This window comes from Streptomyces sp. NPDC005485, from assembly GCF_040606085.1.
Classification (GTDB): Bacteria; Actinomycetota; Actinomycetes; order Streptomycetales; family Streptomycetaceae; genus Streptomyces.
This window is the reverse complement of the sequence record NZ_JBEXDZ010000042.1, coordinates 47,245-60,121: the sequence shown is the minus strand read 5'-3', so window position 1 is coordinate 60,121 and position 12,877 is coordinate 47,245. Positions and strand designations below refer to the sequence as shown.

The window sequence follows — 12,877 nt, the reverse complement described above, 5'->3', positions numbered from 1 at the left end:
CACCCCGGCGCGCTGCGCACCGGCCAGCGGCTCGCGTCGCGCACCCGCCGCTTCCATCCGCGCACGCTGCCCGGCCCGGGCAAGGCGTGGAGCGGTACCCGGGACCTGCCGGCGGTGCCCGCGGAGCCGTTCCGCGACTGGTGGCAGCGCACGCACGGTGGAAAGGACGCCAAGTGAGCAGCAGGGAACGGATCCTGGGCCGGGTGCGGCGCGCGCTCGCGGACGTACCGGCGGCACGGCCGGACGACCCACCGTACGAGCAGGCCATCGAGCGCGCCTACGTCCGCGAGCACGGCGAGCGGAGCGTCGAGCAGACGGTGGATCTGCTCGCCGAGAACCTGGCGGAGTACCGGGCGATCGTGCACCGCTGCACCGCCGGTGAACTGGCAGACGTGATCGCCGGGTTGCTGGCGGACCGGAAGGCGTCGTCCGTGCTCGTTCCGCCCGGCCTGGACGAGACATGGCTGGCCGGCACGGATGTCACCCGTTTCCCGGACCGGGCCGACAGCACACCGCACGACCTCGACGGGGTCGCCGGTGTGGTCACGGCGTGTGCGGTGGCCATCGCCGAGACCGGCACCCTCGTACTGGACGGAAGCCCCGACCAGGGCCGCCGCCGCATCACCCTGGTGCCCGACCACCACATCTGTGTCGTCCGCGTGCCCGACCAGGTCGTCTCCTCGGTGCCCCAGGCCCTCGAACGCCTCGACCCGGCCCGCCCGTTGACGTGGATCTCCGGTCCGTCGGCCACCAGCGACATCGAACTGGACCGGGTCGAAGGCGTGCACGGTCCGCGCACCCTTGAGGTCATCCTGGTGACCTGAAGGGGCGTCGGGACCGAGCCCGCGCGGAGCGCGTTCAGAGGTCGCGCGGCTCCAGCGGCCGTACGGCGGGGCCCTGCACGATCCGGCCGTCCGGGTCGAACCGGGAGCCGTGGCACGGGCATTCCCAGGCCTGTTCGGCGCGGTTGAACGCCACGAGGCAGCCCAGGTGCGTGCAGCGCGCGGAGACCGCGTGCAGTTCTCCCGCCTTGTCCCGGTGGACGGCGCAGCGTCCGCCGGACACCTGGACGACGGCGCCGTCGCCCGGGGCGATGTCGTCCACCGAGGGTCCCGACTGGGGTGGCAGCCGGTCGCCGACGAAGTGCCGCGCCACCCCGGCCTGGTGCTTGAGGAAGGTCGCGCCCTCGCGTACGACGGAGGCGATGCGGCGGGGGTCGTACAGATCGCTCCACGGGTTGATCCGCCCGGTGATGCGGTCGCAGAGCAGGCGGCCCGCCATGATGCCGCCGCTGAGTCCCCAGCCGCCGAATCCGGTGGCCACGTACGCGTGACGGCTCGCGGGGTGCAGTGCTCCGACGAGCGGCACGGAGTCGGTGGAGTCGTTGTCCTGGGTGGCCCACCGGTGGGTGACGGTGATGTCGCCGAAGTGGTCCGCCGCCCAGTTCGCCAGGTTCTCGAACCGTGCCTCCACGTCGCCGCCGGCGCCGGGCGTGAAGTGGTCCCCGGTCACGATGAGCAGGCGTTTTCCGTCGCCGAGCGGGGCCGTGCGCAGTGAGCGGGTGTTCTGCTCGGGGGTGATGTACATACCGCCCGGCGCCTTGGTCTCGTCGATGGGAGCGGCCACGACCAGTTCGCGGCGCGGCGAGAGACGGCTGAAGAGCAGCGCCCGGTCGAAGACCGGGTAGTGGGTGGCGACCACCACGTCGCCGGCGTGCACCTTCGCCCCGGTCTCGGTCGTCAGCACACAGGGTTCGCCCTCCTTGAGGCCGACCACCCGGGTCCGTTCGTGCACGACGCCGCCGAGGCGCCGGATGTCGTCGGCCAGCGCCAGCAAATACTTGCGGGGGTGGAACTGGGCCTGCTCGTCGACCCGGACCGCGCCCGCGACCGGGAACGGCAGCTCCGTCTCGGTCACGTACTCGGCGGGCAGACCGGCCTCCGCTGCCGCCGCGGCCTCGGCCCGCAGTTCGTCGGCGCGGGCCGCGTCCCGGACGTAGGTGTACGCCGACGTGTCCTCCCAGTCGCAGTCGATGCCGAGCAGGTCCACGATCTCGGCGGCGCGCCGGATCGCCTCCGTCTGCGAGCGCGCGTACAGCCGCGCGGCTTCGGCGCCACGGGTGCTGCGGAGCTGTTCGTAGACCAGTGTGTGGAGCGCGCTGAGCTTGGCCGTGGTGTGCCCGGTGACGCCGGCGGCGACGCGATCGGCCTCCAGTACGGCGACGCCCAGGCCCCGCCGCGCCAGCTCCCAGGCCGTGCTGAGCCCGGCGATGCCCGCGCCGACGACGGCGACGTCGACGGCGATCTCGCCCTCTGCCGTGGGCGCTGGTTCGCCGGGCGGCGCCGTCTCGATCCAGTACGACCCGTGGATGCCCGCGTGCTCGTCCATCATCCACGGGTTCCCCCTCCGGCACCGCCCACACGGCGGGGGCCCAGCGGCGCCGTTAGCGTGAGGAAATGATCCGGTTCGAGCAGGTCACCAAGCGTTATCCGGACGGTACGACGGCTGTGGACGATCTCTCCTTCGAGGTCGCCGAGGGCGAACTCGTCACCCTTGTCGGCCCGTCGGGCTGCGGCAAGACGACGACCATGATGATGGTCAACCGGCTCATCGAGCCGACGTCCGGGCGGATCTTCGTGAACGGCGAGGACATCGCCGCGGTGGACCCCGTGCGACTGCGGCGGCGCATCGGCTACGTCATCCAGCAGGTCGGGCTGTTCCCGCACCGGACCGTCCTCGACAACACGGCGACCGTGCCGTCGCTCGTCGGCTGGAAGAAGGCGAGGGCGCGGGCGCGCGCGGCCGAGCTGCTCGATCTGGTGGGCCTGGACCCGAAGACGTACGGCTCGCGTTATCCGGACCAGTTGTCCGGCGGTCAGCGGCAGCGGGTCGGGGTGGCGCGGGCGCTGGCCGCCGACCCGCCGGTCCTGCTCATGGACGAGCCGTTCGGCGCGGTCGACCCGGTGGTGCGGGAGCAGTTGCAGGACGAGTTCCTGCGGATGCAGGCGGCGGTGCGCAAGACGGTGCTGCTGGTCACGCACGACATCGAGGAGGCGGTGCGGCTCGGTGACCGGATCGCGGTGTACGGGCAGGGGCGCATCGAGCAGTTCGACACGCCGGGAGCGGTGCTGGGCACGCCCGCCACGCCCTATGTCGCCGAGTTCGTGGGCGCGGACCGCGGTCTGAAGCGGCTGTCGGTGACCGAGATCCAGGCCGAGGACCTCGAACAGCCGCCGATCGCCCGCCTGGACGAGCCCGCCGAGCGAGCCGCCGCCCGGCTGCGGACGGAAGGCGCCAGATGGGCCGTGGTGCTGGACGAGGGGGGCGACCTGCACGGATGGGTCGGCGTCGACGAACTCGCCACCGGCGGCTCGGTCCGCGACCTCGCGCACCGGATGAACTCCTGGGTGCCGGTGGGCGTCCCCTTGAAGCAGGCCTTCGGAGTCATGCTCCAGCACGACGCGGGCTGGGTCGCGGTGCTGGACGGGGCACGCTTCCTCGGCGTACTCACCCCGGCGAAGCTGCACGAGGCGCTGCGGCGCTCGGTGGACGCGGACGCGCGGGGCGTGGCGCGAGGGCAGGTGCCGTTCGACTCCGTCGCCGACGCGTGAGTGCTCGCCCTAACCGTGGCGGACTTCACCGGGTCCGGTCAGGAGCTCGCTCCGCCGCCCGTCCGCCCCAAGATCCGTACGGCCGGGTCGAGGCACCAGTCGAGGACCGACGGCCAGGGTCCGTACCCCGCGTCCAGGTCGAGGTGTCCGCCACCCGGTACGACGTCGGTGTCGAGGTCGAGCGGCAGGCCGTAGTGCCGGTCCGCGCCGCCCGGGCAGTACGGGTCGTCGTCCCCGGCCACGAGTCGGGTCGTGCCCGCGGCGTCCCGCAGCTGCGCGGCGGTGACCTCGGGCCGGGCGAAGGCGGCGACCTCTTCGTACCCGGCGAGTACGTCGGCTGACGGGGGCGCGACCAGGAGCACCCGGTCGGCCCGTACTCCACCGCGGGCCACCGCGTGCAGCCACAGGAGGACGGCCAGGCTGTGGCAGACGACCACGCGCTCGCGGGAGTCCCGCTCCGCGCCGAGGAGGGCGTGCAGTACGGCGAGCCACACCTCCGGGTCCGGGTCGTCCGGGTCGGGTAGCTGCGGGTAGCTCACACGGTGGCCGCGGGCGACGAGTTCGTCGGCGAGCCCGCGCTGCCAGTGGCCCTCCGGCCGGTGGTTCTGCCAGCCGTGCAGGATCAGGAAGGAACGGGAGGCCGGAGTGGAGGTCGAGGTCATGGAGGTGATCATCGGCCTTGCCGGTTCTTCAGGTCCAGTTAATGTTTGTCGATGCAACAGGCAAGCGGAACCTTCAGTATTGATCTGCGCCGCCTCGGTGCCCTGCGGGAGCTGGACCGGCGGGGCACTCTGGCGAGGACCGCGGCGGCGATGCATCTGACTCCCTCCGCCGTCTCGCAGCAACTCGCCGCACTTTCCCGCGAGTTGGGCGTTCCGCTGATCGAGCGGAGCGGGCGGGGAGTCCGGCTCACGGGGCAGGCCCGGGTCGTGCTCCAGCACGCGGATGTCATCGCCGCCCAGCTGGAGCGGGCGCGGGCCGATCTCGCGGCCTGGGAGCTCGGCCGGCGTGGCGCCCTGACCATCGGGGCCTTCTCCAGCGCGATCTCGGGACTGCTGCCCGCCGTGCTGGCGGACCTGGCCGAGACCCGGCCCGAGCTCGACATCGCCGTCGTGGAGGCCGAGCCGCCGGATCTGTTCACCCGGCTGGACGCGGGAGACATCGATCTGGCGGTGGCCGTGGACTTCGCCGCGGCGCCGCCGTTCACCGATCGCCGGTACTCGCGGACCGATCTGCTCGTCGACCGCCTCGACGTGGCACTGCCGGCCACGCACCGTCTCGCCCACCTCGACCGGATCCCGCTGCGGGAGCTCGCCGCTGATCCCTGGGTCGTCGGGGACGGCGGCAGCTGCTGCGGCGCGGTGACCCGCTCCGTCTGTGCGGCCGGGGGGTTCACCCCGGAGATCCGGCACGCCGTGAACGACTGGCAGTCGCTCGCCGCTCTCGTCGAGGCGGGCGCGGGCGTGGCACTCGTACCGCGTCTGGTGCAGCCGCTGCACCGGCCCGGCCTGGTGATCCGCGAGCCCGAGGGGCAGCCACCCGGCCGTCATGTGTTCGCGGCGGTCCGGGCGGGCGCCGAGGCGGACCCCGTGCTGAGCGTCGTACGGGAACGGCTGGCCGCGGCGGGGGCGGCGGCCGGCCCGGCGCGCAGGGGCCCCGGTTAGGCGCGCGGTCCCGACTGTTTCGTCGTGGCCTCGTGGCCCAGCAACCCGTACACCCAGCGTTCGTTGAAGCCGGCCACGAAGCCGACGGCGCACCAGAATCCCCAGAAGGTGGTGCCGTTCCCGGCGGTGGCCGGGCCCGCGTGGGCGGGGCAGATGTCGGCGGGCGTGGCCGGGATGTCGACGACGGTGACGAAACCGGCGCTGAGCAGGAAGTAGGTGGCCACCGCGAGGAACCAGCCGACGAAGACGCGGTAGACGCCGCCGCGCCGCAGACTGCGGGAGACCTGGCCGGGGACGGCCACCTCCCTGTGCCCGTTGGCCGGTCGGCGGATCAGCTGGTCGCCGCTGTTGCGCAGCCGCACAAGAACGCTGAGCACCGCCCCGAACGCACCGACGCCGCCGCACACGAGCGCACCCGTCAGGCTCCACCGGTCGCTGCAGTTCAGCGCGATCCCCAGGGCGCCGAGCAGTTTCTCCCCGGTCAGCAGCGGCACGAGCAGCAGCACCACACCGAGGCCGAGACCGAAGTTGAGGCCCCGGCTGACGGCGAGTTCGCCGTCCTGGTTGAGGCGGACCTTGATGCGGTCGATCTCCCGGTCCAGGTAGTTGGCCAGGTGCGCGTTGGGTGGCGAGTCGCCCAGGCGCTGGTCACCGAGAACGTTGCGCAGCACGCTCTGCACGGTGATCCGCAGCGACTGCCGGGTCCGCTCCTCGAAGGCGCGTTGCGCGTCGCCGTAGAGGATCTGCAGCTCCAGCTGGTGCTGCGGAAAGGCGTCGCCGAACTGCATGTAGGCGCCGTCGAACCCGGGTTCGACCAGGTCCTTGAGTCCTTTGGGCTGCTGCTCGGTGCGCGCCCCTTCGACCGTTTCACGTAATGCCGGCCACCTTGTCCGGTGACCTCCCCCGTTGTCCTTCATGAAGATGGTTTACCGACCTGGGCCGCCTTCGGGAACCCGTCCACCGCACCAGTCAGGTCACTGTCGTCACGGACTCGTCACTTCAGCAGGTCCTTGCCCTTCAGATAGGTCCGCGCCACGTCCTCGGGCAGCCTGCGCCAGCTGTCCACCTGCTCGTTCATCGACACCAGGTCCGCCGTCGTGAGGACGTCGTCGAGTCCCCCGAGCGCCTTGGTGACGCCTTCGCCGCCCGCGCGGGAGCGGTTGACGACGGGCACGATGCAGTCGGCGTTCTGCAGGTGTTTGTCGTCGGCGAGCAGCACGAGGCCGAAGTCGCCGAGCGTGGCGTCCGTGGTGGTGGTCAGGACGAGCTGGTCCTGACCGTTCTGCACGGCCCGCTTCGCCTGGGTGGTGCCGACTCCCTTGGGATCGACGGCGGTGACGTCGATGCCGTAGGTCTTCTTCAGTCCCGGTTCGCAGTACGGCCGTTGGACGCACTCGTCGCCCGCCGCGAGCCGCACCTACAGCCCGGAAGCGCCCAGGTCGCTGAGGGTTTCGAGGTCGTGCTGCCGGGCGTACGCCTTGGACACGGCGAAGGCGTTCTGGTCCACGGCCTTTCCGGCGTCGAGGACGGTGAGGCCACGGGGCGTGGCGAGGCGCCTCAGGCCGGCCATCGTGGCGTCGAGGTCGGGCGAACCGACGGGAGGTGCGTCGGCTCCGTTCGTCTTGGCGTTCAGCCAGTCCGCGAAGGTGGCCGCGTATTCGGCGACGACGTCGATCTGGCCGGATTCCAGAGCGGGTTCGTACAGTTCGCGGTTGGCGACGGTGAGCAGGGAGGTCCGGTAGCCGGCCTCCCTCAGCAACAGCGCGTACATCTGGGCGAGCAGGTCGCTCTCGGTGAAACCGGCCGAGCCGATGGTGAGGTGCTTGCTGTCGCCGGGCGGTGCGGTGACCTCGCCGCGGTTCTCCAGGGAGGGGCCGGTGGTGCAGCCGGTGAGGAGCAGGAGGCCCGTGAGGGTGAGGCCGGCGCTCGTCCGCGTCACGGCCGAGCGGTGCCGTCTCATCGCGAGCCCCGCGTCCAGTGCGGTGCGAGCCGTTCCGCGACCTCGAAGAGCCCCTCGACGATCAGCGCGAACAGGGCGACGAGGACGGCCCCGGCGACGACCTGCGGGGTGCTCGCCAGGTTGAAGCCCGCGGTGATGATCCGTCCGAGGCCGCCGCCGCCCGCGAGCGCGGCGATGGTGGCGGTGGCGACGAGTTGCACGGCGGCGAGCCGCACCCCGTTCAGCACCATCGGGAGCGAGAGGGGCAGTTCCACCTGAAACAGCATCTGTCTCCCGGTCATCCCCATCCCGCGCGCCGCCCGGACCACATTGCGGTCGACCTCGCGCATCCCGACGTAGGCGTTGGTGAGCAGCGGTGGCACGGCGAACAGGACCAGGGCGACGACCGTGGGCCCTTGGCCGTAGTCGCCGAGCGGGGTGAGCAGCAGCAGGACCAGGACGGCGAAGGTGGGCACGGCCCGGCCGACGTTGGAGATGTTGACGGCGAGTGCGCCGCCCTTGCCGAGGTGGCCGAGGACGAGGGCGACCGGCAGCGCGATCAGACAGCTGATGACCAGGCAGACGGCGGTCAGCAGGAGATGCTGGGCGAGCCGGTGCCAGATGCCGTCGTCGCCCGACCAGTGCGCGGAGTCCGTGAGCCAGTCCCAGGCGTCGGCCAGTGTGTTCATCGGCGCACCGCTCGCGCCCGGCGCCCGGTCATCCGCGCGCCGCCCTCGTCCAGGGCGTGATCAGCCACTGCAGGCCGAGCAGCAGCAGGTCGGCGGCGATGGCGATCACCACGCAGAGCACGGACGCCGTCAGCACCTGTGCCTTGAAGTACGTGTTCATGCCCGCGTAGATGAGGTTGCCGAGCCCTCCGAAGCCGACGATCGCGCCGACCGTGGCAAGCGACACCGCGGAGACGGTGGCGATCCGCAGTCCGGCCATCGCGGCGGGCAGGGCGAGCGGCAGCTCCACGGTGAGCAGCAGCCGGATCGGGCCGTATCCCATGCCGCGTGCGGCCTGCCGGGTCTCCTCGGGGACCGCGCGCAGGCCCGCGAGGATGTTGCGCACGAGCAGGGTGAGCGAGTAGAGGACGAGCCCTGCGACGACCAGTGCGGCCGAGAGCCCGTACACCGGCAGGAGCAGCGAGAACATGGCCGGCGACGGGACGGTGTACAGCACGGTGGTCACGGCGAGGACGGGGCCGGCCGCCCACCCCCAGCGGCGGGCCAGCACCGCCGGCGGGACGGCGAGGACGAGGCCGATGAGTACCGCGATCGAGGTCAGCTGGAGGTGCTGGATCACGGCGTCGACGAGGATGTGGCGGCGGGTGCTCAGATAGGCGCCGCAGATCCACTCGTTGCGCGCGAGGCAGTCGTCCGGGGGCGCGGTCACCCGTCCATTGCATCGGGCGTACCGGGCAGTCGGCTCGTTCTGGTGACCCATGCGGGGTGTCGCTGGGTACACCCCCCGATACGGGCCCTGCGCCCAATGTGACGGACTCCTCATCTCCGTAGCGTCTTGGGCATGGCACAGGGCGTGCCGGACGGAGAGTGATGACGATGTTTCGCAACACGGCGCGGCGTACGAACGACTCGGGACCCGCCTCAGAGGCTCTGCGGCTGGTCAAGGTCAGCAAGACCTACGGAAGCGCGGAGAACGCCGTGACCGCGCTCGACGGGGTCACCCTCAGCCTGGCGCGGGGCAGCTTCACCGCGATCATGGGCCCCTCGGGGTCGGGCAAGTCGACGCTGCTGCAGTGCGCCGCCGGGCTGGACCGGCCGGACAGCGGGATCGTGCGGGTCGACGGGGCGGAGATGACGGGCAGCGGTGAGGCGCAGCTGACGAAGTTCCGGCGCAACCGGATCGGCTTCGTCTTCCAGCAGTACAACCTGCTGCCGACGCTCACCGTGGCGCAGAACACGGTCCTGCCGCTCAAGCTGGCGCGGCGGCGCGTCGACCGGGCGCGGGTGCGGGAGGTCCTGACGTCGGTCGGTCTCGGCGACCGGCTCGGTCATCTGCCCGACCAGCTCTCCGGTGGCCAGCGACAGCGTGTCGCCATCGCCCGCGCGCTGGTCACCGAGCCGAGCGTGATCTTCGCGGACGAGCCGACCGGCGCGCTGGACACCCGCAGTGCGCGGGATGTGCTGAGCCTGCTGCAGGAAGCGGTACGGCTGCACGGCAGGACCGTCGTCATGGTGACGCACGACCCGGTAGCCGCCTCGTACGCCGACTCCGTCGTCTTCCTGGCCGACGGTCGGATCGCCGGCGGCATGGCGGCCCCGACGGCCGACGCGGTGGCCGAGCGCCTGGCGCACCTCGGCGACGACGTACTCGTGGGGGTGTGAACCATGCTCGCTCTGGCCCTTCGCTCGATCCGCAAGCGCCCCGGGCGCTTCACGGCTACCCTGCTGTCCGCCTTCCTCGGCGCGGCGATCCTGATGATGTTCAACTCCCTGCACGACACGGCGGGACAGCCGGGCGTCGACTCGCGGAGCGCCGAGTCCCTGTCGACCGCGGCGAGTGTCGTGGGCGGGTACGGCAGCCTGCTGGTGTTCTTCGCCGTCGCCTCCACGCTGACGGTGAACGTGCGTCAACGCACCTCTGAGATCGAGCTGTTGCGTTGTTCGGGGGCTACCCCGGCGCAGATCAAGCGGATGGTCGTCGGCGAGTCGATGGCCGTGGCGCTGGTGGGCGCACTGCTGGCGATCGGCCCGGCGATGCTCGGTGGCCGGGCGCTGCTGGACATCTTCCAGGACAGCGGCCAGGTCAAGATGTCCGTGGAATACTCCTTCGGTTCCACGGCCCTGATGTCGGGCGTCGGTATCACGGCGCTCGCCGCGGCCGGCGCGGCCTTCCTCGCGGTGCGCCGGGCGACGCGCGGCCGTCAGCAACGGGGCGGGGCACGGAAGTTCCTCGCCTACGCGACCCTGGCCCTCGGCGGTGTGTCGGCCTCCTCGACGTTCGCCTTCTCCGCCAAGGATGCGGCGCTGATGGCGCCCGCCGCGTACGGGGCGATCCTGCTGTCCGTGGGGTTCGCACTCTTCGCTCCGCGGCTGCTCGGCGGCTTGCTCGACCTGCTGCCGCTGTCGGGGCCGAGCGGCTATCTGGCCGTTCGCAACATGCGGCGGCGGGCGGCCGAGCTGTCCGGTGTCCTGATGCCGCTGATCCTCTTCACGGGCATCGCGACGGCGACGCTCTACATGCAGGGAGTCGAGAGCGACGCCATCAAGGCCTCGGGCGTCCCGAAGTCCATCGACGCGAAGAACCTGGAGACCCTCAACCTGGTGGTCGTCGGCATCATCGTGGCCTTCTCCTGCATCATGCTGATCAACTCCCTCTACGCGGCGACGACTTACCGCGCCCGTGAGTTCGGCGGGCAGCGCCTGGCCGGGGCGACGCCGAACCAGGTGCTCGGGATGGTCGGTGTCGAGGGTCTGATCCTGACCGTCACCGGGGTCTTCCTCGGCACGGTGGCGGCAATCGCCGGGATCGTCCCGTTCACGCTCGTTCGCACGGAGTCCGTGCGGCCGGACCAGGGGCTGGGGATCTGGCTCTCCGTCGTCGCGGTCGCGGCGACGGTGACCCTGGGCACGGTCCTGGTGACGGCCCGGCGGGCGCTGCGGACACCGGCGGTGGAGGCGGTGGTGCTGGCCGCGTGAGCGCCAGGGCGCGGCATCGGGTGAGGGGCGAGCGCTTCGGTGCTCGCCCCTCACCCGCGTACGCGGGCCACGCTCCGTTCCGGCATCGACACTCCCAGGCCCTGGCGGGTTGCCGGTTGCCGGATGTGGCATGTGTGGTGAGGTGGGTGGGAGCGAAGGCGAAGGAGTGACGACGTGACGGCCATGGACGCGTTCACCGACCTGCTCGATCCCGACATGTACGTGGTGACCGCCGTAGCGGACGGAGAGCGGGCGGGGTGTCTGGTCGGGTTCGCCTCCCAGTGCTCGATCCGGCCGGTGCGGTTCGTGGTCTGGCTGTCGAAGGAGAACCACACCTTTCGCGTGGCCAGGTCCGCCGATCGGCTCGCCGTGCATCTGCTCCGGCGCGAACAGACCGAGCTGGCGGCCCTGTTCGGCGGGGAGACCGGCGACGAGGTGGACAAGTTCGCGCGGGTCGCCTGGAGGGCGGGTCCTGAGGGCACCGTCGTCCTGCGGGATGCTCCCGCCTGGTTCGTCGGCGCGGTCGAGCAGCGCGTCGACGGGGGCGACCACGTGGGATTCGTCCTGACCCCGCTGGAGAACGGCGGGGCCAGGGACGGCAAAGAGGCGGTGTTCCGGCTGACGGACGCGCAGGGCATCGACCCCGGCCATCCGGTCGACTGACGCCCTCGCCGCTGATGGTGCGCAGCGGCGGTGTGCCGGCTACGCCGTCACGCGGCTGAAGCGGAGGGTCGCGGTGACGGTGGTCAGGCCGCGCATCATGCCCAGCTGGTTCCAGCCCATGCCGAACTGGTCGCGGTCCACGGTGAACTCGGCGGTCAGCGTGACCGCGTCCGCCCCCGCGTCGGAAACCTTGGCAGTGAAGGACTGGGGCCGGCTGATGCCGCGTACGGTCAGCTGACCGGTGACCTGGACGGAGTCGTCCTGGCCGGCCTCGGCACCGCGCACGGCAAAGGTGATCTCGGGGTGGTTGTCGACGTCGAGGAAGTCGGCGGAGCGCAGGTGGGTGTCCCGCTTGGCGTGCTTGGTGTCGACGGAGGCGGCGTGCAGGGTGATGCTGCCCTGGGCGGTGCCGTCGGGCCGGACCTCGCCCTGACCGCTGACGGCCGTGAAGGCTCCCTTGACGGTGACCAGGCCCCACATCGTCTTGTGCCGGACGGCGACGGTGGTGGCCGTCTGGTCGAGCTGCCACAGGCCGGTTTCTACGGCGACGGTCATGAGCGTTCTCCTGGGGACGTAGGGGCCGGGCGCGCGCCGCGGCGGATGACGACTGAGGGCCACAGGAGGCGCCCGCACCACTGACGGGGCTCCCACAGATGCCTGTCGTCCAAATTTGAATAAGTTGACGGTAGCCTATTATCCAAATCTGAACAACCCTCTCATCCAAAAATGGACGACCGGTAGAATCAGGGCATGCCCGAACCTTCTGCCCCCGCGGACCTGCCGCCGTCCCCGTCGTCCTCACCCGAGGCGGGCGGGCTGCTGCCGCCCGAGCTGCGGGCATGGATGCTGCTGCTGGCGGCGACGGGCGCCATCGAGCAGCAGCTGCGCTCCGTCGTCAAGAACGCCTTCGGGGTCTCGCACGACGAGTTCCTGGTGCTGTGCCTGCTGGCCGACCAGCCCGGCACCGGCGGCCTGCGCATGACGCAGATCGCGGAACTCCTGGGCCGGCCCAAGACCCGGCTCACCTACCAGGTCGCCTGTCTCCAGCACGCCGGCCTGATCACCAAGCAGTCGGTGTGCGGTGACAAACGCGGTGTCGAGGTCGCTCTCACCGACAAGGCGCGACGCCTGCTGACCGAGGCCTCGGCCCCGCTGGCCAACGCCGTCACCGACGCCCTCGACCACACCATCAGCACCGCCCAGCGGGACGCGATGTGCGGCTTCCTGCCGCACCCGCCCGCCACCACGGACACCGAATAGACGGACGCCATACGGCAAAGCGCCGCCGCCCGGAGTCGGGCGACGGCGCTTCGCGACCACGAACGGCCGCCGAAC

At 71.5% G+C, this 12,877-nt stretch carries 14 protein-coding genes and 1 pseudogene; 8 read left to right on the top strand and 7 right to left on the bottom strand.

The window, feature by feature from the left end; genetic code table 11:
• Both ABZS97_RS16885 and ABZS97_RS16880 read left to right on the top strand, forming a co-directional pair.
• Nucleotides 1-177: lactate utilisation protein LutB domain-containing protein (locus tag ABZS97_RS16885; protein WP_356138374.1), on the top strand; the 177-nt coding region annotated here is incomplete at its 5' end.
• Complete coding sequence (locus ABZS97_RS16880) at nt 174-824, top strand: lactate utilization protein C (protein WP_356138368.1); 651 nt, start codon at nt 174-176, stop codon at nt 822-824. The genes ABZS97_RS16885 and ABZS97_RS16880, both read left to right, overlap by 4 nt.
• A 34-nt stretch (nt 825-858) precedes the next feature.
• Here ABZS97_RS16880 and ABZS97_RS16875 read toward each other — a convergent pair whose 3' ends face one another.
• Entirely contained in the window at nt 859-2,388 is a 1,530-nt protein-coding gene (locus tag ABZS97_RS16875) for an FAD-dependent oxidoreductase (protein WP_356138372.1), read from the bottom strand.
• 68 nt (nt 2,389-2,456) lie between these two features.
• Between ABZS97_RS16875 and ABZS97_RS16870 the strand changes: the two genes are divergently transcribed.
• Nucleotides 2,457-3,611, top strand: coding sequence for a betaine/proline/choline family ABC transporter ATP-binding protein (locus ABZS97_RS16870; protein ID WP_356138366.1), 1,155 nt, complete (start codon nt 2,457-2,459; stop codon nt 3,609-3,611).
• A gap of 38 nt (nt 3,612-3,649) precedes the next feature.
• Here the strand turns inward: ABZS97_RS16870 and ABZS97_RS16865 are convergent, their stop codons facing one another.
• Nucleotides 3,650-4,273, bottom strand: a complete 624-nt coding sequence (locus ABZS97_RS16865) for an alpha/beta hydrolase (protein WP_356138364.1) — start codon at nt 4,271-4,273, stop codon at nt 3,650-3,652.
• A 51-nt stretch (nt 4,274-4,324) separates the two neighbouring features.
• Here ABZS97_RS16865 and ABZS97_RS16860 point away from each other — a divergent pair, with 51 nt between their 5' ends.
• On the top strand, nt 4,325-5,275 hold the full coding sequence (locus ABZS97_RS16860; RefSeq protein WP_356138362.1) for a LysR family transcriptional regulator: 951 nt from the start codon (nt 4,325-4,327) through the stop codon (nt 5,273-5,275).
• On the opposite strand, the gene ABZS97_RS16855 is transcribed toward ABZS97_RS16860, so the two are convergent.
• The 4 genes and pseudogenes from ABZS97_RS16855 to ABZS97_RS16840 all read right to left on the bottom strand — a co-directional run bounded on the left by ABZS97_RS16855 (nt 5,272) and on the right by ABZS97_RS16840 (nt 8,612).
• A complete protein-coding gene (locus ABZS97_RS16855) occupies nt 5,272-6,192 on the bottom strand; it encodes a hypothetical protein (RefSeq protein ID WP_356138360.1) in 921 nt (306 codons plus the stop codon). The genes ABZS97_RS16860 and ABZS97_RS16855 overlap by 4 nt on opposite strands.
• Before the next feature lie 77 nt (nt 6,193-6,269).
• Nucleotides 6,270-7,235 (bottom strand): annotated as a pseudogene (locus tag ABZS97_RS16850) (ABC transporter substrate-binding protein).
• The gene (locus ABZS97_RS16845; protein ID WP_356138358.1) at nt 7,232-7,903 is read right to left on the bottom strand and encodes an ABC transporter permease; all 672 of its coding nucleotides are present in this window, start codon (nt 7,901-7,903) and stop codon (nt 7,232-7,234) included. Before ABZS97_RS16845 ends, ABZS97_RS16850 begins: the two are co-directional and overlap by 4 nt.
• 28 nt (nt 7,904-7,931) lie before the next feature.
• Nucleotides 7,932-8,612 carry an ABC transporter permease gene (locus ABZS97_RS16840; protein WP_356138356.1) on the bottom strand — a complete coding sequence of 227 codons (681 nt, stop codon included), beginning with the start codon at nt 8,610-8,612 and terminating at the stop codon, nt 7,932-7,934.
• A gap of 167 nt (nt 8,613-8,779) precedes the next feature.
• Here ABZS97_RS16840 and ABZS97_RS16835 point away from each other — a divergent pair, with 167 nt between their 5' ends.
• From ABZS97_RS16835 to ABZS97_RS16825, 3 genes are all read left to right on the top strand, one after another.
• Nucleotides 8,780-9,565, top strand: a complete 786-nt coding sequence (locus ABZS97_RS16835) for an ABC transporter ATP-binding protein (protein WP_356138370.1) — start codon at nt 8,780-8,782, stop codon at nt 9,563-9,565.
• 3 nt (nt 9,566-9,568) lie between these two features.
• Nucleotides 9,569-10,879, top strand: coding sequence for an FtsX-like permease family protein (locus tag ABZS97_RS16830; RefSeq protein ID WP_356138354.1), 1,311 nt, complete (start codon nt 9,569-9,571; stop codon nt 10,877-10,879).
• Between the two features lie 174 nt (nt 10,880-11,053).
• Nucleotides 11,054-11,542 carry a flavin reductase family protein gene (locus ABZS97_RS16825; protein WP_356138352.1) on the top strand — a complete coding sequence of 163 codons (489 nt, stop codon included), beginning with the start codon at nt 11,054-11,056 and terminating at the stop codon, nt 11,540-11,542.
• Nucleotides 11,543-11,581: 39 nt separating this feature from the next.
• Here the strand turns inward: ABZS97_RS16825 and ABZS97_RS16820 are convergent, their stop codons facing one another.
• Nucleotides 11,582-12,097: a YceI family protein gene (locus ABZS97_RS16820; protein WP_356138350.1), complete on the bottom strand. Its 516-nt coding sequence runs from the start codon at nt 12,095-12,097 to the stop codon at nt 11,582-11,584.
• Between the two features lie 195 nt (nt 12,098-12,292).
• Here ABZS97_RS16820 and ABZS97_RS16815 point away from each other — a divergent pair, with 195 nt between their 5' ends.
• Nucleotides 12,293-12,802, top strand: a complete 510-nt coding sequence (locus ABZS97_RS16815) for a MarR family transcriptional regulator (RefSeq protein ID WP_356138348.1) — start codon at nt 12,293-12,295, stop codon at nt 12,800-12,802.
• The last annotated feature ends 75 nt before the right edge of the window (nt 12,803-12,877 follow it).